General features: G+C 73.3%; 19 protein-coding genes and 1 tRNA gene. 4 read left to right on the top strand and 16 right to left on the bottom strand.

Annotated elements, in window-relative coordinates; translation table 11 throughout:
- Positions 1 to 41: 41 nt before the first annotated feature.
- From hslV to ML340_RS00230, 10 genes are all read right to left on the bottom strand, one after another.
- The gene (gene hslV / locus ML340_RS00275; RefSeq protein ID WP_240095494.1) at positions 42 to 593 is read right to left on the bottom strand and encodes an ATP-dependent protease subunit HslV; all 552 of its coding nucleotides are present in this window, start codon (positions 591 to 593) and stop codon (positions 42 to 44) included.
- 144 nt (positions 594 to 737) lie between these two features.
- A complete protein-coding gene (gene xerC, locus ML340_RS00270; RefSeq protein WP_240095493.1) occupies positions 738 to 1,619 on the bottom strand; it encodes a tyrosine recombinase XerC in 882 nt (293 codons plus the stop codon).
- The gene (locus tag ML340_RS00265; RefSeq protein WP_240095492.1) at positions 1,616 to 2,314 is read right to left on the bottom strand and encodes a DUF484 family protein; all 699 of its coding nucleotides are present in this window, start codon (positions 2,312 to 2,314) and stop codon (positions 1,616 to 1,618) included. Before ML340_RS00265 ends, xerC begins: the two co-directional genes overlap by 4 nt.
- Entirely contained in the window at positions 2,311 to 3,153 is an 843-nt protein-coding gene (gene dapF / locus ML340_RS00260) for a diaminopimelate epimerase (RefSeq protein ID WP_240095491.1), read from the bottom strand. Before dapF ends, ML340_RS00265 begins: the two co-directional genes overlap by 4 nt.
- Positions 3,154 to 3,156: 3 nt before the next feature.
- Positions 3,157 to 3,318 carry an LPS translocon maturation chaperone LptM gene (gene lptM, locus ML340_RS00255; protein WP_240095490.1) on the bottom strand — a complete coding sequence of 54 codons (162 nt, stop codon included), beginning with the start codon at positions 3,316 to 3,318 and terminating at the stop codon, positions 3,157 to 3,159.
- A gap of 25 nt (positions 3,319 to 3,343) precedes the next feature.
- Positions 3,344 to 3,718, bottom strand: coding sequence for a YbaN family protein (locus ML340_RS00250; RefSeq protein ID WP_425608245.1), 375 nt, complete (start codon positions 3,716 to 3,718; stop codon positions 3,344 to 3,346).
- A gap of 20 nt (positions 3,719 to 3,738) precedes the next feature.
- Positions 3,739 to 5,931: a S9 family peptidase gene (locus ML340_RS00245; RefSeq protein ID WP_240095489.1), complete on the bottom strand. Its 2,193-nt coding sequence runs from the start codon at positions 5,929 to 5,931 to the stop codon at positions 3,739 to 3,741.
- Entirely contained in the window at positions 5,928 to 8,018 is a 2,091-nt protein-coding gene (locus tag ML340_RS00240) for a prolyl oligopeptidase family serine peptidase (protein WP_240095488.1), read from the bottom strand. Before ML340_RS00240 ends, ML340_RS00245 begins: the two co-directional genes overlap by 4 nt.
- A 90-nt stretch (positions 8,019 to 8,108) precedes the next feature.
- Positions 8,109 to 8,381: a hypothetical protein gene (locus tag ML340_RS00235; RefSeq protein ID WP_240095487.1), complete on the bottom strand. Its 273-nt coding sequence runs from the start codon at positions 8,379 to 8,381 to the stop codon at positions 8,109 to 8,111.
- Positions 8,382 to 8,456: 75 nt separating this feature from the next.
- On the bottom strand, positions 8,457 to 9,425 hold the full coding sequence (locus ML340_RS00230) for a helix-turn-helix transcriptional regulator (RefSeq protein WP_240095485.1): 969 nt from the start codon (positions 9,423 to 9,425) through the stop codon (positions 8,457 to 8,459).
- Positions 9,426 to 9,477: 52 nt separating this feature from the next.
- On the opposite strand from ML340_RS00230, the gene ML340_RS00225 reads away from it, so the two are divergent.
- Positions 9,478 to 10,197 (top strand): LolA family protein, encoded by a 720-nt coding sequence (locus tag ML340_RS00225; protein ID WP_240095483.1) that lies wholly within the window; start codon positions 9,478 to 9,480, stop codon positions 10,195 to 10,197.
- A gap of 82 nt (positions 10,198 to 10,279) precedes the next feature.
- Complete coding sequence (locus ML340_RS00220) at positions 10,280 to 10,915, top strand: DUF481 domain-containing protein (protein WP_240095481.1); 636 nt, start codon at positions 10,280 to 10,282, stop codon at positions 10,913 to 10,915.
- Positions 10,916 to 10,923: 8 nt separating this feature from the next.
- Here ML340_RS00220 and hemC read toward each other — a convergent pair whose 3' ends face one another.
- The 4 genes from hemC to ML340_RS00200 form a co-directional block, all read right to left on the bottom strand.
- A complete protein-coding gene (hemC, locus tag ML340_RS00215; protein ID WP_240095479.1) occupies positions 10,924 to 11,838 on the bottom strand; it encodes a hydroxymethylbilane synthase in 915 nt (304 codons plus the stop codon).
- A gap of 56 nt (positions 11,839 to 11,894) precedes the next feature.
- The gene (locus ML340_RS00210; RefSeq protein WP_240095477.1) at positions 11,895 to 12,635 is read right to left on the bottom strand and encodes a LytR/AlgR family response regulator transcription factor; all 741 of its coding nucleotides are present in this window, start codon (positions 12,633 to 12,635) and stop codon (positions 11,895 to 11,897) included.
- A 64-nt stretch (positions 12,636 to 12,699) separates the two neighbouring features.
- Positions 12,700 to 13,368, bottom strand: coding sequence for an alpha/beta hydrolase (locus ML340_RS00205; protein ID WP_240095476.1), 669 nt, complete (start codon positions 13,366 to 13,368; stop codon positions 12,700 to 12,702).
- A gap of 59 nt (positions 13,369 to 13,427) precedes the next feature.
- Entirely contained in the window at positions 13,428 to 15,401 is a 1,974-nt protein-coding gene (locus tag ML340_RS00200; protein ID WP_240095474.1) for an LTA synthase family protein, read from the bottom strand.
- 119 nt (positions 15,402 to 15,520) lie between these two features.
- On the opposite strand from ML340_RS00200, the gene ML340_RS00195 reads away from it, so the two are divergent.
- Together ML340_RS00195 and ML340_RS11985 are read left to right on the top strand one after the other, a co-directional pair.
- Positions 15,521 to 16,201: a response regulator transcription factor gene (locus tag ML340_RS00195; RefSeq protein ID WP_240095472.1), complete on the top strand. Its 681-nt coding sequence runs from the start codon at positions 15,521 to 15,523 to the stop codon at positions 16,199 to 16,201.
- Positions 16,198 to 17,445: a sensor histidine kinase gene (locus ML340_RS11985; protein WP_425608251.1), complete on the top strand. Its 1,248-nt coding sequence runs from the start codon at positions 16,198 to 16,200 to the stop codon at positions 17,443 to 17,445. The genes ML340_RS00195 and ML340_RS11985 overlap by 4 nt, the downstream gene beginning before the upstream one ends.
- Here ML340_RS11985 and ML340_RS00185 read toward each other — a convergent pair.
- Both ML340_RS00185 and rpoD read right to left on the bottom strand, forming a co-directional pair.
- Positions 17,402 to 17,477: transfer RNA gene (locus tag ML340_RS00185), tRNA-Ile, on the bottom strand. The genes ML340_RS11985 and ML340_RS00185 overlap by 44 nt on opposite strands.
- A gap of 80 nt (positions 17,478 to 17,557) precedes the next feature.
- A complete protein-coding gene (gene rpoD / locus ML340_RS00180) occupies positions 17,558 to 19,423 on the bottom strand; it encodes an RNA polymerase sigma factor RpoD (protein WP_240095470.1) in 1,866 nt (621 codons plus the stop codon).
- Positions 19,424 to 19,489: the final 66 nt, after the last annotated feature.

Raw genomic sequence — 19,489 nt, 5'->3', positions numbered from 1 at the left:
TTGGTTGATCGGTCTGCCCTCGGCACGCCGCAGCGCGGGCTTTAGAGCGTCTCGACCACGATGTTGCGGTTGGTGTAGATGCAGATGTCGCCGGCGATGCCCAGCGCCTCGGTGGCGATGGCCTTCGCGTCGAGCGCGGTATGCGCCAGCAGCGCGCGCGCCGCGGCCAGCGCGTACATGCCGCCGGAGCCGATCGCGATCAGGCCGTCCTCCGGCTCGATCACGTCGCCGGTGCCGGAGATCACCAGCGAGGTGTCGGCATCGGCCACCGCCAGCAGCGCCTCGAGCTTGCCGAAGCGGCGCTCGGTGCGCCAATCCTTGGCCATTTCCACCGCCGCGCGGGTCAGCTGGCCGTGCTTCTCCAGCTTGGCCTCGAACAGCTCGAACAGGGTGAACGCATCCGCCGCCGCGCCGGCGAAGCCGGCCAGCACGCGGCCGTCCTTGCCCAGCCGGCGCACCTTGCGCGCGTTGGCTTTCATCACCGTGTGGCCGAGCGTGACCTGGCCGTCGCCGGCGATCACCACTTGGCCGCCGCGGCGCACCGAGACGATGGTGGTGGCGTGGAACACCTGGGGGTTCTGGCGGGGATCCATCGGCATCTCCTTGGAACAGCCGATGTGGGGCCGCGCACCGCGGCTTCAAGCGGGTATCCGGCGGCGTCCCTGCCAGCGCGCCGATGCGCGAACGGGGAACGCGCGGCGCCCCCATCGCGCGTGTTGGGAAACAGCGACGCGCATTCAGCGCTTGCGCCTGGCGCGCGGATGCGCGGCGTCGTACACCTTGGCCAGGTGCTGGAAGTCGAGGTGGGTGTAGATCTGGGTGGTGGCGATGTCGGCGTGGCCCAGCAGCTCCTGCACGCCGCGCAGGTCGCCGGAGGATTCCAGCAGATGGCTGGCGAAACTGTGCCGCAGCAGGTGCGGATGGATGCGCTTGAAGATGCCCTGGCGCTGCGCCAGCCGGCGCAGGCGCAGCTGGATCGCGCGCGCGCTGATGCGCGCGCCGCCACGCCCGGGGAACACGTAGGCCGCCTCGCCCGCCGCGCAGGCCGCGCGCCAGGCCTGAAGCGCCGCGCGCGCGTGGCGGCCGACCGGCACGATGCGCTGCTTGCTGCCCTTGCCGAGCACCGTCACCAGCCCGCCGTCGAGGTCGAGGTCCTGCCAGCGCAGCGCGCAGACCTCCGATAGGCGCAGCCCGGAGGAATAGAACAGCTCCAGCAGGGCGCGGTCGCGCAGGCCGAGCGGGCCGTCCGGCGCCAGCTCGACCAGTTGCACCGCCTCGTCCACGTCCAGCACCTGCGGCAGCTTGCGCGCGGCCTTCGGGGCGCGCACCCCGGCGCAGGGATCGGTCGCGACCCGGCCGTGCCGCAGCAGCCAGCGGTAGAAACCGCGGCAGGCCGACAGCCGCCGCTGCAGCGAGGTCGGGGCCAGCCCCGCGCGGTGGCCGGCGGCGATGAAGGCGCGCAGGTCGGCCTCGCCCAGCGCCAGCAGATCGCGCCCCGCGGCCCAGGCCTGCAGCGCGCCGAGGTCGCGGCGATAGGCGTCCAGCGTATGCGGGGAGCCGCGGCGTTCCTCGGCCAGGTGCGCCAGGTAGGCCGCGACCGGGTCGTCCGCCGCGCTCATCGCGGCGGCACGCAGTCCCCGCGCTGCAGCGCGGCCTGCAGTGCCTCGCCCATCATGCGCAGGAACAGCGTGCCCATCCCCGGGTAGAAGCGGTGGGGATCATGGCTGCCGACCGCGACCAGGCCGGTGCCCGGCAGCACCAGCAGTGCGCTGCTGTGCACCTGCCCCGCCTGCGCGCCGTACAGCAGCGCGAGCTTGTCCGGGTGCAGCCGCCCGCACACCGGCTCGCCGCTGGCCAGCAGGTCGCGGAAACCGGCCAGGCGCGGATCGTCCTCGGCGATCACCTGCAGCCAGTCGGCCTCGCCCAGGCCCGGCACGGGGTGGAACAGCACGACCCGCACCAGATCGCCGTGGAAATCCTCGGCCAGCCCGGCGGCCAGCGCGCGCACGCTGGCGGCGGCGGTCGGCTGCTTGAGCAGGGCCAGGGTGAGCTGGTGGGTGCGCACGGCCAGCCGCTCGTTTTCCTGCGCGTTGGCCATCAGCTCGTGCAGGCGGCGCGTCAGCTCGCGGTTCTTCTCGCGCAGGATCTCCAGCTGGTAGCCGGCCAGCGAGGCGGTCTGGCCCTGCTCGCGCGGCACCACTAGGGTCAGCGCCAGATCCGGGAACTGCTGCAGGAAGGTCGGATGCCGGCGCAGCCAGGCGGCGACCTCGTGCGCGCCCAGCTTCTCGGTGATGCCGTCAAGGTCCTTGCTCACGCCCATTCTCCCTCGAATACGAACACGGCCGGACCAGCCATCCACAGGTGGCCGTCGCGGTCGCGGCGGATCCGCAGCACCCCACCCGGCAATGCCACCGCCACCCCGTCCGCGGCCGCCACCCGCCCGCGCCGGTCCAGCACCGCCACCGCCGCGCAGGCCCCGCTGCCGCAGGCCAGGGTCTCGCCGGCGCCGCGCTCGTACACGCGCAGGCGGATGCGCGTCGGCGCGAGCACCTGCGCGAAGCCGACGTTGACCGACTGCGGGAAGGCCGGGTGCCGCTGCAGGGCGGCGCCGATCCCGGCGACGTCCGCGGCGGCGAGATCGTCCACCTCCAGCAGCGCATGCGGGTTGCCCATCGAGACCGCGCCGACCGTGAGCACGCGGCCGTCCACCTGCAGCGGGTAGGCGTCCTGCGCCTGCGCGAACCCGAGCAGCGGGATCGCCTCCGGGGCGAAGCGCGGCGCGCCCATGTCGATCACGAACTCGCCGGAGCCGTCGCGCTGCACCGGATGCAGGCCGGCCGGGCTGGCGATCGCGAAGCCGCCGTCGGCCGGCGCCGCGCCCGCGCGCACCAGCCAGGCCGCCACGCAGCGCGCGCCGTTGCCGCACTGCCCGGCCACGCTGCCGTCCGCGTTCCAGATCCGGTAGGCCGCGACCGCGTCCGCGCCGGACGCCGGCTCGATCGTCAGCAGCTGGTCGCAGCCGACCCCGCGATGGCGGTCGGCGATCCGCGCGCACTCGGCGGGCGTCGGCGGCGGCTGGCCGTCGCGCAGGTCGAGCACGACGAAGTCGTTGCCCGCCCCGTGCATCTTGCTGAAGCGGCGGATGCCGGCCATGGCTCAGGCCGGGGCGCCGTCACCGGTGGCCGGCTCCGCGGCCGGGGCGCTCGGCGCGGGCGCGTCCTGCGGCTCCGCCGGCGGCGGCCGCACCAGCGGCCCCTTGTTGCCGCAGGCAGCGAGCAGGCAGGCGAGCACGGTCAGCAGGGCCAGGCGCTTGGTCATGCCGGCAGTGTACCTGCGTGCCCGCTCACGGTGGCGGCTCCGGGCGCCGCCACAGCCAGGCCGCGACGGCCGCCATCGCGGCGATACCGAGCGCGGCCTGCCAGGCGCGCGCGGCGAACAGCCCGAGCAGCACGGCGCTGGCCGCCATCATCGCCGTGGCCAGCCACTTGGCGCGGCGGCCGACGGCACCGTGGCGCTCCCAGTCGCGGATCAGCGGCCCGAACCGGCGGTGCGCCAGCAGGCGCGCGCGCAGCCGCGGCGAGCCGCGCGCCGCCGCGAACGCGGCCAGCCGCACGAACGGCACGGTCGGCAGTCCCGGCAGCAGCACCCCGAGCAGGCCGAGCGCCAGGCTCGCCCACGCCAGCAGCCACCACAGCGCGCGCATGGCCGGCGGCGTCACGCGCCCCCCGCGCGTGGCCCTCAGCGCGCGTCCGCGCGCGCCGGCACGCCCAGGCGATCGAGCAGGAAGGCGTACATCTCCGCCTGCTCGCGGTAGCGGCGGAAGCGCCCGGACTTGCCGCCGTGGCCGGCCTCCATGTTGATCCGGAACACCACCGGTTGCCCGGAGGTGTCCAGCGTGCGCAGGCGCGCCACGTACTTGGCCGGCTCCCAATACTGCACCTGCGAGTCCCACAGCCCGGTGCCGACGAACATCGCCGGGTAGGCCTGCGCGCGCAGGTTGTCGTACGGGGAATAGCCCAGCATGTAGCGGTAGTACTCCGGCTGCTCCGGGTTGCCCCACTCGTCGTATTCGTTGGTGGTCAGCGGGATGCTGGGATCGAGCATGGTCGTCACCACGTCCACGAACGGCACCTGCGACAGGATCACCCGGTATTTCTGCGGCGCCATGTTCGCGATCGCGCCCATCAGCAGCCCGCCGGCGCTGCCCCCGTAGGCGGCCACGCGGTCGGGCGCGGCATAGCCTTCCCGCACTAGGAAGTCGGTGACGTCGATGAAGTCGGTGAAGGTGTTCTGCTTCTTGAGCAGCTTGCCGTCCTCGTACCACTGCCGGCCCAGCTCCTGGCCGCCGCGGATGTGGGCGATGGCATAGACCATGCCGCGGTCGAGCAGGCTGACCACGGTCGGCGAGAACGCCGGGTCCATCGACAGCCCGTAGCTGCCGTAGCCGTACTGCAGCAGCGCCGCCTTGCCGTTCTTCGCGAAGCCCTTCCGGTAGACGATCGACACCGGCACCCGGGTGCCGTCCCGGGCCGGCGCCCACACGCGCTCGGTGACGTACTGCGCGGGGTCGTAGCCCGGCACCGGCTGGCGCTTGAGCAGGCGGCGCTCGCCGGTGCGCACGTTGGTCTCGTACACCGTGGCCGGGGTGGTCAGCGAGGTGTAGCCGTAGCGCAGCCAGTCGCTGTCCGGCTCGCTGTTGACGTCCAGCCCCATCGCATAGGCCGGCTCGTCGGCGGCCAAGTACTCTTCGCTGCCGTCGGCGCGATGCACGCGCACGCGCTCCAGCCCGCCGCTGCGCTCGGCGACCGCGGTGAAGCCGTCGAACAGCTCGAAGCCCTCGATGAACACCTGCGGGTCGTGCGCGATCCAGTCCTGCCAGTCGCGGCGCGAGGTGCTGCCGTCGGCGGCGGTGACCAGCTTGAAGTTGGTGGCGCCGTCGGCATTGGTGCGGATCACCCAGCGCCCGCCGTGGTGGTCGGCGTCGTACTCCACCCCGCGCTCGCGCGGAGCGAGCACGGCGAACGCGTCCGGCGCGTCGGCCGGCGCATAGCGCACCTCGTTGGAGACCGTGCTGTCGAGCACGATCAGCAGGTAGCGGTCGTCGCGGGTGCGGCCCAAGCCCATGTAGAAACTGTCGTCCGGCTCCGCGTACACCACCGGATCCTGCTTGGGATCGGTGCCGACCACGTGGCGGCGGACCTTGTTGCCGAGCAGGGTCACCGGATCGTTCTCGATGTAGAAGAAGGTGCGGTTGTCGTCCGCCCACACCGCGTCGCCGGCGGTGCCGGGGATCGCCTCGTCCAGCACCCGCCCGCTGTCCAGGTCCTTGATCCGCAGGGTGTACTGGCGGCGGCCGTTGGTGTCCTCGGCGTACACCAGCCAGCGGTTGTCCTGGCTGACCGCGCGCCCGCCGATGGCGTAGTAGTCCTTGCCCGCGGCCAGTGCGTTGACGTCCAGCAGCACCTGTTCGCCGGCGAAGTCGCCGGCGGCGTTGGCGGCCAAGATGGCCGCGGCGTCCACGCCCGCAGCATCGGCGCGGCGGGCGTGGATCGGGTAATCCTTGCCGGCCTCGAAGCGGGTGTAGTACCACCAGCCGCGCTCGCGGTAGGGCACGCTGGCGTCGTCCTGCTGGATGCGCGCGGTGAACTCGGCGTACAGCGCGTCCTGCAGCGGCTTCAGCGGCGCCAGCACCGCATCGGCATAGGCGTTTTCGGCCGCGAGGTAGCCCAGCACCTGCGGGTCCTGGCGGCGGTCGTCGCGTAGCCAGTAGTACGGGTCGCTGCGTTCGGCGCCGAATGGCGCCTTCACCACGTGCGGGCGCTGCGCGGCCTGGGGCGGAGTCGGCGGGGTCTGGGCGGTCACGGGCATGCTCATCGACAGGGCGCCTGCGATCAGGAGGGCGAGGGCGGCGGCGCGGCGGCGGGCGTTCATCGCGCCAGCCGCTGCCACAGGAAGGTGTAGGCCAGCGCGGCCATGTGCGCGGCCTGCGCGTTGTCGGCGGCGCCGCCGTGGCCACCCTCGATGTTCTCGTAGTAGTGCGCGTCCTTCCCGGCCGCTTCCAGCTTGGCCATCATCTTGCGCGCATGCCCGGGGTGCACGCGGTCGTCCTTGGTCGAGGTCAGCAGCAGCACCGGCGGGTAGCGGCGCGCCGGGTCGAACAGGTGGTAGGGACTGAAGGTCTTGATGAATTCCCAGTCCGCGGTGTCCGGGTTGCCGTATTCGGCCATCCACGAGGCGCCGGCCAAGAGGTGGCTGTAGCGCTTCATGTCCAGCAGCGGCACCTGGATCACGATCGCGCCGAACTTGTCCGGGTACTGGGTGAGCATATTGCCCATCAGCAGGCCGCCGTTGCTGCCGCCCATCGCGCCCAGGTGCGCCGGTGAGGTGATCCTGCGCGCGACGAGGTCGTCGGCGACCGCGGCGAAGTCCTCGTAGGCCTTGTGGCGGTTGGCCTTGAGCGCGGCCTGGTGCCAGCGCGGGCCGTACTCGCCGCCGCCGCGGATGTTGGCCAGCACGTACACCCCGCCCTTCTCCAGCCAGCCTTTGCCGACCGCGCCGGAATAGGTCGGCGTCATCGAGATCTCGAAGCCGCCGTAGCCGTACAGCAGGGTCGGCGCCCGGCCGTCGAACTTGAGGTCTTTCGGCCGCACCAGGAAGTACGGGACCTTGGTGCCGTCCTTGCTGGTGGCGAAGTGCTGCTCGATCACGTCGCGGCTGGCGTCGAAGAACGCGGGATTGGATTTGAGCACCTCGGGCGCCTTGCCGACCTCGGCCAGCGACAGCGTGGTCGGCGTGAGGAAGTCGGTGGCGGTCAGCCACACCGCGTTGCTCGCGTCCGGATCGACCGCGGCCACCGCGACCGTGCCCATCGCCGGCGCACCGACGAAGGGCGCGGCCGTCCATCCGGCCTTGCCGGGGGTCAGCACCGACAGGCGGTTCTTGACGTCCTCCATCACGTTCAGGACCAGGTGGTCGCGCGTCCAGGTGTAGCCGGCCAGCGAGGACTTGTCGGTCGGCTCGAACAGCGCGGTGAAGTCGCGCTTGCCGGCCATGAAGTCATTGAACTTCGTCGCGATCAGCGAACCCGGCTTCCACGTCTTGCCGCCGGCGGTGTAAGGCTCGCGCAGCTCCAGCAGCAGCCAGTCCTTGTGCACGCTCTTTTGCGCGCTGTTGGGCGCATTGATCTTGGTCAGGCGGCCGTCCGCGTTCCGCAGGTACAGCTCGTCGTTGTAGAAGGCCAGGGTGCGGCTGACGAAATCGCGCTGGTAGCCGGGCGTGTGGTCGCGCATGGCCGCGATGTACATGTCGTCCGGCTTGCCCTCGTACACCACGGTGGCCGCCGCCAGCGGGGTGCCGCGCTTCCACTGCTTGACGATCCGCGGGTAGCCGGAGCTGGTCAGGCTGCCGGGGCCGAAGTCGGTGTACACGTACACGGTGTCTTCGTCGATCCACGCCAGCCCGCCCTTGGCCTCGGGGCGGAAGAAGCCGTCCTTGACGAACTGTTTGGTGGCGAGGTCGAACTCGCGGGTGACGTTGGCGTCCGAGCCGCCGGGCGAGAGCGCGATCAGGCAGCGCTGGTACTTCGGGCGCAGGCAGTCGGCGCCCTGCCAGACCCACTGGGCGCCCTCGGCGGCGTTGAGCGCGTCGAGGTCGAGCACCGTCTCCCAGCGCGGCTCCGGCTTGCGGTATTCCTCCAGGGTGGTGCGCCGCCACAGCCCGCGCGGGTGCTCGGCGTCCTTCCAGAAGTTGTAGTAGTAGGCGCCGATCTTCTGCACCGCGGGGATCTTGGCGCTGGAATCGAGGATGGCGCGGATGTCCGCCTCCAACGCCTGGAACGCGGGGGTGGCGGCGATGTCGGCCTCGGTGCGGGCGTTGCGCGCGCGCACCCAGTCCAGCGCCTGCTCGCCCTGCACGTCCTCCAGCCAGGCATAGGGATCGGCGTCGGGCGGGGTCTGGGCGGACGCGCCGCCGGCGACGGCGAGGCTGGCGAGCAGGGCGGCGTGGGCGAGCTGGGACATGCGCGGAGCATCGGTGTGAAGAAGCCCGGAACGCTAGCACAGGCGCGCGCCCGCCCCATGTGCCCAAGGCCATGCCGCCTGGGGCGGCCCTCAGGCGCGGCGCAGGCCGGCCGCGCAGAAGCGCCGGGCGCGCGGAACGCAGCGGCGCGCCTGCGCTCGGCGGCGGCGCGGCAGGCGCAGCCGCCACGCCGGCAGCGGGCAGCCGCGCAGGCTCCACCACGCCGCCAGCGGCATCCCCAGCAGCCACAGCGGGCGCCAGCCGAGCCATTCGCCATGGCCGCGCGCGGCCGGGATCAGCAGCACGGCGAGGGCGCCGAGGGTGACCAGGTGGCGGAGCAGGCGGTCGAGGTCTTCGCGGGTCATGGCGGCGGCTCCATCAGGACTGGCGCCAGCCTGCCGCGCCGCCATCTCACCGGCTGCGACGCGCCTCCGCCGCGCTCACGCCTCGTAGCTGGACAGCGCCAGCTGCAGCATGGCCTTCATCTGCTCGCGCAGCGCCAGCGGCTCCACGATCTCGGCGTCGGCGCCGTATTGCAGCACGTCCATCAGCAGCTCGCGCGGCACCGAGTACGGCACCTTCAGCTCGTAGCGGCCGTCGGGCAGGAAGCGGCCCTGCTGCTGCGAGTGCCAGCGCTCGTCCGCCACCCAGCGCGCGGCCTTGGCCGAGAAGCGGATGGTGGCCCAGCCCTTGGGGCTGCCGGAGAAGATGCCGTAGCTGGCGGCCAGGTGCGCATCGAGCTCGGCCTCGGGCACGTCGCGCGCGAGCCCGTCGAGCACGCGCACGCCGCTGATGCGGTCGAGCGAGAAGCTGCGCAGCGCCGCGCGCTCCTCGTCCCAGGCGTCGAGGTACCAGTTGTCGCGGTAGTGGGTGAGCCGCTGCGGGCTGAGGGTGCGCCGGGTGAGGTCGCCGGTGCTGCGCGCGCGGTAGTCGAACGCCAGCCGGCGCCGCTCCAGCACCGCCGAGGCGACGATCCGGAACACGTGCTCGTCCATCCGGCGGCCGTGGTGGGTGAGCACCCGTACCCGCTGCAGCGGCAGCGCCCGGCCGCCGGTGTGCAGCGCCAGCAGGCGCTCCACCCGCTGCTGCAGCGGCGCCAGCGCCGAGGCCAGCATCCCGCCGCCGCTGCGCGCCAGCAGCTGCTGCGCGGCGATCAGCGCGTGCAGCTCCTCGGAGGTCAGCCACAGGCCGGGCAGCTCGAACCGCTCGCCCTCGTCCCGGGTGTAGCGGAAGCCGGCCTCGGCATCGCCCTCGACCGGGGCCATCAGCGCATCGCGCAGGTAGGCGAGGTCGCGGTACACGGTCGCGCGCGAACAGCCCAGCTCGTCCTGCAGCCGGCGCAGCGGCACCGGCTGCCGCGCCGCCTTGAAGGTGCGGTGCAGGGCGATGATGCGTTCATAGCGGTCCATGCGACGATTATGCCGCTTGGCGGGCCTGGGCCCGCCGCCCGAGGACTCCCGCATGCCGACCGCCCTGCGCCCCGCTGCCACCCTGCTCGCCGCCCTGTCGCTGGCCGCCTGCCAGCCCGTCACCCCGCCCGCTGCCTCCACGGCCGCCACCGCTACCGCCGCGGCCGAGGCCAAGGCGCCCTCCACCACGCCGACACCTGCGGCGGCCGCGGCTCCATCGGCAGCGATCGCCGGCACCGCCACACCCGCGTCGGGCAGTGCCGACGCGCGAGCCCAGGTGCAGGCCTCGGCGCAGAAGTTCCTCGCCCTGCAGCGCTACCACGCGCGCCTGACCACCCGCAGCGGCGCGACCGGCAAGCCGCAGGAAACCGAACTGGACTTCGTCGCCCCCGACCGCTACCGGCTGCAGTCCGCCACCGGCGGCACCCAGGTCGTGATCGGCGATGCCGTCCACCGGCCGCGCCAGGGCCAGGCCACCAAGCAGGCAGCGGACCCGGCCACGCTGGCGGCGCTGCGGCTGCCGCAGGAGATCGCGCGCGGGCTGTCCCAATACACCGCCGAAGCGGCCGGGATGCAAATGGTCCAGGGCCGACCGTCGCGCAAGTTCGTGCTGCGCCGCGCTGCGAGCGACGCCGGCGAGGTGGTGTGGTGGATCGATCGCAGCGGCTATCCGATCCAGCTGGAAGCCCGCACCGGCCAGCCGCCGCGGCAGGTGACGCTGCAGTACTCGCGCTGGGACGACCCGGCCATCGCCATCGCCGCGCCGCAGTGAGCGCCGGCCGGCGCCGGCCGGCACGCCGCGTTCATGTGCGGCGCCTACAATCGGCGCAGGTTCCCCCGCCCCTGCGCCCTGCATGCTCGCCCTGCTGTGGCCGGCGTTCATCGCCCCGCCGATCGCGCTCGAACACGCCCCGCCGGTGCTGCCGCAGCCGGTGCTGGCCGCGCGCCTGCTGGCGGTCCCCGCCTGCGGCTGGATGCGCTGCCTGGACAGCGAGTGGAACCCGCAGGCGCAGCCGGCGATCCCGGCCGGACAGCTGCGGGTGGATGCCGACGCGCTGCCCGGCGGGCGGGTCCAGCTGCAGTTGGCCGACGCGCGCCACCGCGAATGGATGAAGCCGGAGGGCAGCAAGGCGCGGTTCGGCCTGCAGTACGGGATCGAGGCGATGGACACCGAGGCCACCCGGCTCAAGCTGGCGGTCGACACCGGCTGGCGGCTGCAGGCCTACGCCGAGGACGGGATCGCCGGCACCGGCCCGGTCCTGCGCGGGCGCATGGAATGGCAGCAGGCGCTGTGGCCGAACGCGCGGCTGTCGCAGGTGACCCGGGTCGAGACCGGCCAGCGCGGCACCTACCTGCGCAACAGCGTGCAGCTGCAGTGGACCCTGCGCCCGGCCTGGACCCTGGACTCCGGCCTGGAGCTGCGCCGCGACAGCGACGTGCGCAGCCGCAACCAGACCGACGCCAACCTGACCCTGCGCTACGCGTTCTGACCGCGGGCTCAGCCGGCGTCGAGCAGCGCGCGCGCCCCCTGCGCCAGCAGCGCCTGCGCCACCGCCTGCCCGAGCGCCTCCGGCGCGTCCGCCGCGCCCTCCGCCGCTGCCCGCACCCGGCGGCCGTCGCCGGCGCTGCCGACCAGCCCCTGCAGGTGCAGGCGCGCGCCGTCCAGGGTGGCCAGCGCCGCCACCGGCACGTGGCAGCTGCCGTGCAGGGCGCGGTTCATCGCGCGCTCGGCCTCCACGCAGGTGCGGGTGGCGGGATCGTCCAGCGCCGCGCACAGCGCGCGGGTGGTGGCATCGTCGCTGCGGCATTCGATCGCGATCGCGCCCTGCGCCGGCGCCGGCAGCCAGTCCGGCGCGGCCAGCCGCGCGCGCACGCGCGCGCCCAGCCCCAGCCGCTCCAGCCCGGCGCAGGCCAGCACGATCGCGTCGTAGTCGCCGGCGTCGAGCTTGGCCAGGCGGGTGTTCACGTTGCCGCGCAGGTCGCGCAGGTCGAGGTCGGGGCGCAGCGCGCGCAGCTGCGCCTGCCGGCGCAGCGAGGAGGTGCCGACCCGCGCGCCCGGCGGCAGCGCCGCCAGGTCCGCGAAGCGCGGGCTGACGAAGGCATCGGCCGGGTCGTGGCGGGCGAGGATCGCGGCCAGCGCGAAGCCGGGCTCCAGCTCCATCGGCACGTCCTTGAGCGAATGCACGGCGCAGTCGGACTCGCCGCGCTGCATCGCCAGCTCCAGTTCCTTCAGGAACAGGCCCTTGCCGCCGATCGCCGCCAGCGAGCGGTCGAGGATCTCGTCGCCGCGGGTGCTCAGCGGCACCAGCTCGACCGCAAGGCCGGGGTGCGCCTGCTGCAGGCGGGCGGCGACGTGCTCGGTCTGCCACAGGGCGAGCGGGCTCTTGCGGGTGGCGATGCGCAGGCGGGTCATGCGCGGATTATCGCCGCTCGCGGCTGGCACGCGGGCCCGCGCGGCCGCAGGCCTGCTCAGCGTGGCTGCAGCAGCTCGCGCAGCGGCCCCAGGCAGCGGCGGCTGACGTCCAGCGGCCGCGGCACGTCGCGCAGCACCGCCTGCACGTGGCCGTCCGCGGTGCGCCGCAGCTCGGCCAGCTGCGCGCGCGCCACCAGGCAGTTGCGGTGGATGCGCACGAAGCGCCCGGCGAACTCGGCCTCCAACGCCTTCAGCGGCTCCTCGATCAGGTCCTCGCCGCGCGCATGGTGCACCACCACGTACTTCTCCTCCGCCTGCAGGTAGTGCACCTCCTCGATCGGGATCAGGCGCAGGCTGCCGCGCAGGCGCGCGGTCAGGTGGCGGCGCGCGCCGGGGGCGTCCGCGGCCGGGGCGGCGCGCCCGGCGAGGAAGGTGCGCACCCGCGCCAGCGCCGCGGCCAGGCGCTCGGCGCGCACCGGCTTGACCAGGTAGTCGAGCGCCTCGGCCTCGAACGCCGACAGCGCGTGCGCGTCGTACGCGGTGCAGAACACCACCGCCGGGCGCGGCTGGCACTCGGCCAGCGCGCGCGCGGTCTGCAGCCCGTCCATCCCGGGCATGGCGATGTCCAGCAGCACCAGGTCCGGCGGCTGCGACCGGCAGGCCGCCAGCGCCGCCTCGCCGTCCGCCGCCTCGCCCGCCACCACCACCGTCGGATCGGCCTGCAGCAGCGTGCGCAGGCGCGCGCGCGCCAGCGGCTCGTCGTCCACGATCAGCACCCGCAGCGGCGGTGTCCCCATGCTGGCCTCCATCCGGCAGATGGCGCGGTCCCGATGGTAGCCCGCGGCGGCGGGCGCGGCCATGTCAGCCCCGGGCGAACCGGGCCTGCAGCCAGTCGCCGAGGTCGGCGATCTCCTCCGCGCACACCGCGTGCTGCATCGGGTAGGCGTGCCAGTCCACGCCGAAGCCGAACCGGCGCAGCGCGGCCGCGGCCGCCTCGCCCGCAGCGAACGGCACCACCGGGTCGAGCCGGCCATGGGCGAGGAACACCGGCTGCGCGCTGGCCTCCGGCTGCATCCGCTGCCGGGCTGTCTCCGCCGGCAGCGGCAGGTAGGTGGACAGCGCGACCAGCCCAGCCAGCGGCTGCCGGCGCGCCAGCCCGGCCGCGAGGGTGATCGCGCCCCCCTGCGAGAACCCGGCCAGCAGCAGCCGCTGCGGCGGGATGCCGCGCGCCGCCTCGCGCGCGATCAGTGCCTCCACCTCCGCCACCGAGGCATCCACGCCCGCCAGATCGGCGCGATGGGCGAGGTCGAGGTCGCGGATGTCGTACCAGGCGCGCATGCGCATGCCGCCGTTGATCGTCACCGGACGCACCGGCGCATGCGGGAACACGAAGCGTAGCGGCGGCCAGCCGGCGCGCACCAGCTCCGGCACGATCGGCGCGAAGTCGTGGCCGTCGGCGCCCAACCCGTGCAGCCACAGCACGGCCCACTGCGGGTCTGGCCCGGTCTGGTGTTCGACGGTCTCGAGCATGGCGGCGACGGGGCGGTGGGGCGACGGGCCGGGGATGGGCGGCGATTATGCCGCCCGCGTCAGCGCGCGGGCACCGGCGGCAACGCGCGCGGCACCCGCAGCGCGCCGCCGGTGAACGCCGCAGCCGCGGTCTGATAGTTGCTGATCGCCTCCAGGGTCAGCTGCGGCCGCTCCGGCAGCGGCGGCTGCGGCTGGTCGCGCTGCAGCGCCGGGCGCAGGGTCGCGACCTGGCGGTGCGGGGCCAGCTGCACCAGCACGCCGTCGCGCAGGTAGCCCAGCAGCTGGTAGGTGCCGATGAAGGCGCGCTCGCTGCCGGGCGGCTGGCGCAGCGCATCGACCCCGTAGAACTGGCTGTAGTAGCGCATGCCGAGCAGGCCGAGCACGGTCGGGCCGATGTCGATCTGGCTGGTCATGCGGTCGTGACGTCCTGGCGCGACCTGCCCGCCGGGGGCATAGATCCACAGCGGGATGCGGTAGCGGAAGGCCGGCAGCGCGGCGATCCCGGCGCTGGAGGCGCAGTGGTCGGCGGTGATCACGAACAGGGTGTCGCGGAACCACGGGTGCGCGCGTGCGCGGCGCAGGAAGTCGCCGATCGCCCAGTCAGTGTAGGCCACCGCGCTCTCGCGCTTGCCCTGCGGCCACGGCCCGCGCCCGGCCGGGAAGGTGTAGGGGCGGTGGTTGGAGGTGGTCATGATGTGGGCGAAGAACGGCCGCCCGGCCGCGGCGTCGGCGTCGAAGTGGCGCATCGCCATGGTGTACAGGTCCTCGTCGGCCACCCCCCACACGTTCTCGTGGTGGATCTGCGCCGACGGGATCTCGGTGCGGTCGTGCACGTCGTAGCCGTTGTGCCCGAAGAAGTAGTTCATGTTGTCGAACGCGCCGTACCCGCCGTACAGGAACATGGCGTGGTAGCCCTTGTCGCGGAACACCTGGCCGAGGGTGTACAGGCCCTCATTGCGTTCGCGCTTGACGATCGACTCGCCCGGGGTCGGCGGCACCGACAGCGCCAGCGCCTCCAGCCCGCGCACGGTGCGGGTGCCGGTCGCCCACAGGTCGGTGAACACCAGGCTGGCCGGGGCCAGCGCGTCCAGCTGCGGGGTCAGGCTGTCGGCGCGCCCGTAGGTACCGGAGAAGTCCGCCGACAGGCTCTCCACGCTGATCAGCACCACGTTCAGGCGCCGCTCCGGGCCGGGGGTCAGCACCCAGCGCCCGATGCCCTCGGGGCCGGTGAAGCGCGCGTCCGGCTGCGCCCGCGCGATCTGCGCGCGCACCGTCGCCCACGCCTCGGCGTCCGGCACCGTGCGGTAGTAGCGCGGGTAGTCCAGCGCCGCGCTGCGGTAGGCTGCGAAGAACTGGTAGATGCCGTTGCCGGCCAGCTCGTTGACGTAGGTGTTGGCGGTGCGGTCCTTGAGCTCGCCGCTCACCAGCCAGGTGCCGAGCACGCTCGCCGCCAGCCACACCGCCAGCACCAGCGAGCGCGCGCCGAAGCCGGCGCGGTCCGCGCGCGGCTGGCGCCAGCGCCGGGTCAGGACGAACACCGCGATCCCCACCACCGCCAGCCCCGACAGGATCCAGCCCACCGGGTAGGACTGGCGGATGTTGCCGATCACCTCGGTGGTGTAGACGAGGTAGTCCACCGCGATGAAGTTGAAGCGCGCCTGGAACTCGTCCCAGAACGTCCACTCCGCCGCCGCCACGAACAGCAGCACGTACAGCAACAGCAGCGACAGCGCCGCCACCGGCCAGCGCCCGCGCCGGCGCAGCAGCCAGCCGCGCGGCAGCAGCCACAGCAGCAGGACCAGCGGCCAGGCGAAGTACACCAGCGCCAGTAGGTCGTAGCCGAACCCGACCGCGAACGCGTACAGCCAATAGCCGGGGTTGGGCGGCACCCCGGCGCCGGTGGCCACCAGCAGCGCCAACCGGGTGAGGGTGGACAGCACGAGGAAGCAGGCCGCCAGCCACAGCAGCGGGCGGAAACGCTGGCCCAGCGGGCTGGCGAGGGCGGCGCGGACGGGGGCGGGGATCGCAGGCATCCGTCCAGCATCCCACGGCTTGGCTAAGCCGGTCTCAGCCGCAGTTCAAGCTTTCGTTAAGGCCGCCCGTGGTCGCGCGGCCGTGGCAGGCTATGCGCGCCGCCACCGCCCCTGCCGCCATGCCGCCCCGCCTGCACGTGCTGGTGATCGAGGACCAGCACGACATCGCCGCCAACATCTGGGACTTCCTGGAACGCCGCGGGCATGCCGTCGACCACTGTGCAGACGGCGGCAGCGGGCTGGCGCGCGCGCTGCAGGGCGGGTTCGACGCGATCGTGCTCGACCTCGGCCTGCCGCGGCTGGACGGACTGGCGCTGTGCCGGCGCCTGCGCGAGGCCGGCCACGGCGTGCCGGTGCTGATGCTGACCGCGCGCGACACCCTGGAGGACAAGCTGCGCGGATTCGCCGAGGGTGCCGACGACTATCTGGTCAAGCCGTTCGCCCTACGCGAGCTGGAGGCGCGCCTGCTGGCCCTGCACCGGCGCACCCATCCGCCCGACCATGCCCTCGCCTGCGGACCGCTGCGCTACGACCCGCAGACCCGCACCGCCACCCGCGACGGCCGCGCGATCCCGCTCACCCGGCTGCAGGGCGCGCTGCTGCAGCTGCTGCTGCAGCACTGCCCGCGAATCGTGCCGCATGCGCGCCTGATCGCGGCCGGCTGGGGCGAGCATGGCGCCGACCTGGCCGCGCTGCAGACCCAGATCTACGAGCTGCGCGCGCAGATCGACCGCCCGTTCGCATCACCGCTGCTGCACGCGGTGCGCGGGGTCGGCTACCGCCTGGTGCCGCCGGCATGAGCGCGGCCGCGCGGCGCCCGCTGCCGCTGCGGCTGCGCGCCACCCTGGTGGCGACCGCCCTCGGCCTGCTGCTGAGCCTGCTGGCCGCCGGCACCGCGGCCTGGCTGGCGGAGGACTACGAATACCTGGTGGCGACCGAGATCCTGCGCGGGCAAGCCGACGACTACGGCCTGCTGCTGGCCACCGGGCAGCGCGCGCGGCTGCCGCGCACCCAGCGCCTGAGCGGCTACCGCCAGGGTGACCCCGCGCTGCCGCCGGCCTACGCCGGCTTCCCGCCCGGGGTGCGCGAGGATCCGGCGCAGCCGGACATCCACGTCGGCGTGTTCGACACCGCCGCCGGGCGGCTGGTGTTCACCATCGACCTCGGCGACATCGAGGCCCTGGAGCGCCACCTGCACGGCTATATGGCGGCGATGGTGGTGCTCGGGACCCTGCTCGCCGGCGCGCTGGGCTGGTGGTTCTCCGGGCTGGCGCTGGCGCCGCTGCACCGGCTGGCGGAGGCGGTCGACGCCCTGCCCGACCAGCCGACCGCGACCGCGCTGGCGCAGACCGCCAGCCGCGACGATCTCGGGCGGCTGGCGCGCGCGATCGACGCCTACCAGGCGCGGCTGGTCGCCGCGGACGCCCGCGAGCAGGCCTTCTTCGCTGATGCCAGCCACGCCTTGCGCACGCCGCTGGCGGTGATCCAGGGCGTGACCGAAGTGCTGCTCGACGACGCCGGCGCCGATCCGGCCACGGCGGCGCGCCTGCAGCGGCTGGAGCGCGGGATCGCGCAGATGCGTGAACTGCTGGAGAGCCTGCTGGCGGCCGCGCGCCGGCAGCCGTTGCAGGCCGAGACAGTGGATGCCGCCGCGTTCCTGGCCGAGGTGGCCGACGCCGCCGGGCTGCCCGCGGCCGGGGTACGCATCGATGGCCGCGGCCGCTGGCGGCTGCCGCGGCGCGAGGCGCGCCTGCTGCTGGCCGCGCTGCTGCGCCAGCTGCAGGCCGGCGCGCCGGGGCAGGGACTCGTGCTGGACGCGCGCGGGCACCGCCTGCGCCTAGCCGCCGCGCCGGAGGCCGGCCCCGCCCCCGCCGCAACGGCCGACGCCGGGCCAGGCTCCGCACTGCTGGAGCGGCTGGCGCAGCGGCTCGGCTGGCAGGTGCAGTGGGAAGGCGTGGCCGCGATCACGGTCAGCGGCATCGGCGCCCCCGACGCGGGGCTGGTGGGCCCACCAGGACTCGAACCTGGAACCAAGGGATTATGAGTCCCCTGCTCTGACCATTGAGCTATAGGCCCGCGGCGGGAATTGTAGGGGCTGCAACGGCCGCGGCCCGCCGGAGGGCGGGCCGCGGCAGGAACCCGGCGGGCAGGCGCCGTCAGTCGATGTCGAGGAAGCTGCGCAGCTGCTCGGAGCGGCTGGGGTGGCGCAGCTTGCGCAGGGCCTTGGCCTCGATCTGGCGGATGCGCTCGCGGGTGACGTCGAACTGCTTGCCGACCTCCTCCAGGGTGTGGTCGGTGTTCATGTCGATCCCGAAGCGCATGCGCAGCACCTTGGCCTCGCGCGGGGTCAGCCCGGCCAGCACGTTGCGCACGGTCTCGGTCAGGTTGATGTCGGTGGTGGCCTCCAGCGGGGACAAGGCGTTGGTGTCCTCGATGAAGTCGCCGAGGTGGGAGTCCTCGTCGTCGCCGATCGGGGTCTCCATCGAGATCGGCTCCTTGGCGATCTTCATGACCTTGCGGATCTTGTCCTCGGGCATGTCCATCTCGCGCGCCAGTTCCTCCGGCGTGGCCTCGCGGCCGTACTGCTGGAGCATCTGGCGCGAGATGCGGTTGAGCTTGTTGATGGTCTCGATCATGTGCACCGGGATGCGGATGGTGCGCGCCTGGTCGGCGATCGAGCGGGTGATGGCCTGGCGGATCCACCAGGTGGCGTAGGTGGAGAACTTGTAGCCGCGGCGGTACTCGAACTTGTCGACCGCCTTCATCAGGCCGATGTTGCCTTCCTGGATCAGGTCGAGGAACTGCAGGCCGCGGTTGGTGTACTTCTTGGCGATCGAGATGACCAGGCGCAGGTTGGCCTCGACCATCTCCTTCTTGGCCTTGCGCGCCTTGGCCTCGCCGTAGGCCATCGCGCGGTTGATCTCCTTCAGCTCGGCGAGGGTGACCTGCATCGCCTTCTCGACCGCGAGCATCGCCTCCTGCTCGGCGATCACCTGCTCGCGCACGTCGCGCAGGCCCGAGCACCACTTCTGCTTGCGCTTGAGCAGCTCGTCCACCCAGCCGAGGTTGCCCTGGTTGCCCTCCCAGGCCTTGAGGAAGTCGTTGCGCGGCATCTTGGCCACGCGGGTGCACAGGTCGAGGATGCGCCGCTCGTGCTCCTTGACCTGGTTGACCACGTCGCGCAGCTTCTTCACCAGCGCGTCGGTCAGCGCCAGCGGCAGCTTGAAGGTGACGAAGATCTCCGCCATCTCGGCGCGCGCCTTCAGCACCGGCTTGGCCTCCGGGCCGTGCTTGGCGTGCGCCTTGGCGAAGCGGGCGTGGGCGGCGGCCAGCGCCTCCATGCGCGCGGCGACCTCGGCCGGATCCGGCCCGGTCGGCGCGGGTTCGTCGGCCTCGCCGGCGCCCTCCTCCGCGTCCTCGTCCTCGTCGTCCACCTCGGCCTCGACCTCGGCCTCGGCCAGCGCCACCGGCACGTCCTCGGCCGGCGGCTCCTCGTCGTTGAAGCCGACCACCACCTCGGCCAGGCGCTTCTTGCCGGCCTTGTGCAGCTCGTACTCCTCCAGCAGCAGGGTGGTCGACCACGGGAAGGTGGCCAGCGCCGACATCATCTGGCCGAGGCCTTCCTCGATGCGCTTGGCGATCGCGATCTCGCCCTCGCGGGTGAGCAGCTCGACGGTGCCCATCTCGCGCATGTACATGCGCACCGGGTCGGTGGTGCGGCCGCCCTCGGCGTCCAGCGAGGTGAGCGCGGCGGCGGCCTCCTCGGCGGCGGTCTCGTCGACCTCGCGGCCGCCGGTCTGCTGCCCGGCCAGCAGCAGAGTCTCCACATCGGGCGCGACCTCGTGCACCTCGATGCCCATGCCGTTGATCATGCCGATGATGTCCTCGATCTGCTCCGGATCGACCATGTCGTCGGGCAGGTGGTCGTTGACTTCGGCATAGGTCAGGTAGCCCTGCTCGAGCCCCTTGCTGATCAGGAGCTTGAGGTCGGACTGGGGGGCGGTCTGCCGTTCGTTGGCCATGGATCGGGCACCGTGTCGGGAGCGGGGCGCCGGCAGCCGCCGGCGCGGGGAACCTTGCATTATACC

Source organism: Thermomonas flagellata (genome assembly GCF_022419185.1).
Classification (GTDB): Bacteria; Pseudomonadota; Gammaproteobacteria; order Xanthomonadales; family Xanthomonadaceae; genus Thermomonas; species Thermomonas flagellata.
Note: the sequence above shows the minus strand (reverse complement) of the source record. Positions and strands in the feature narration are given on the sequence as shown.

Excerpts from the sequence above, each read along its gene's own strand:
- hslV (WP_240095494.1), bottom strand. The coding sequence starts at position 593 with ATGGATCCCCGCCAGAACCCCCAGGTGTTCCACGCCACCACCATCGTC.
- xerC (WP_240095493.1), bottom strand. The coding sequence starts at position 1,619 with ATGAGCGCGGCGGACGACCCGGTCGCGGCCTACCTGGCGCACCTGGCC.
- dapF (WP_240095491.1), bottom strand. The coding sequence starts at position 3,153 with ATGGCCGGCATCCGCCGCTTCAGCAAGATGCACGGGGCGGGCAACGAC.
- lptM (WP_240095490.1), bottom strand. The coding sequence starts at position 3,318 with ATGACCAAGCGCCTGGCCCTGCTGACCGTGCTCGCCTGCCTGCTCGCT.
- ML340_RS00245 (WP_240095489.1), bottom strand. The coding sequence starts at position 5,931 with ATGAACGCCCGCCGCCGCGCCGCCGCCCTCGCCCTCCTGATCGCAGGC.
- ML340_RS00240 (WP_240095488.1), bottom strand. The coding sequence starts at position 8,018 with ATGTCCCAGCTCGCCCACGCCGCCCTGCTCGCCAGCCTCGCCGTCGCC.
- ML340_RS00235 (WP_240095487.1), bottom strand. The coding sequence starts at position 8,381 with ATGACCCGCGAAGACCTCGACCGCCTGCTCCGCCACCTGGTCACCCTC.
- ML340_RS00230 (WP_240095485.1), bottom strand. The coding sequence starts at position 9,425 with ATGGACCGCTATGAACGCATCATCGCCCTGCACCGCACCTTCAAGGCG.
- ML340_RS00225 (WP_240095483.1), top strand. The coding sequence starts at position 9,478 with ATGCCGACCGCCCTGCGCCCCGCTGCCACCCTGCTCGCCGCCCTGTCG.
- ML340_RS00220 (WP_240095481.1), top strand. The coding sequence starts at position 10,280 with ATGCTCGCCCTGCTGTGGCCGGCGTTCATCGCCCCGCCGATCGCGCTC.
- hemC (WP_240095479.1), bottom strand. The coding sequence starts at position 11,838 with ATGACCCGCCTGCGCATCGCCACCCGCAAGAGCCCGCTCGCCCTGTGG.
- ML340_RS00210 (WP_240095477.1), bottom strand. The coding sequence starts at position 12,635 with ATGGGGACACCGCCGCTGCGGGTGCTGATCGTGGACGACGAGCCGCTG.
- ML340_RS00205 (WP_240095476.1), bottom strand. The coding sequence starts at position 13,368 with ATGCTCGAGACCGTCGAACACCAGACCGGGCCAGACCCGCAGTGGGCC.
- ML340_RS00200 (WP_240095474.1), bottom strand. The coding sequence starts at position 15,401 with ATGCCTGCGATCCCCGCCCCCGTCCGCGCCGCCCTCGCCAGCCCGCTG.
- ML340_RS00195 (WP_240095472.1), top strand. The coding sequence starts at position 15,521 with ATGCCGCCCCGCCTGCACGTGCTGGTGATCGAGGACCAGCACGACATC.
- ML340_RS11985 (WP_425608251.1), top strand. The coding sequence starts at position 16,198 with ATGAGCGCGGCCGCGCGGCGCCCGCTGCCGCTGCGGCTGCGCGCCACC.
- rpoD (WP_240095470.1), bottom strand. The coding sequence starts at position 19,423 with ATGGCCAACGAACGGCAGACCGCCCCCCAGTCCGACCTCAAGCTCCTG.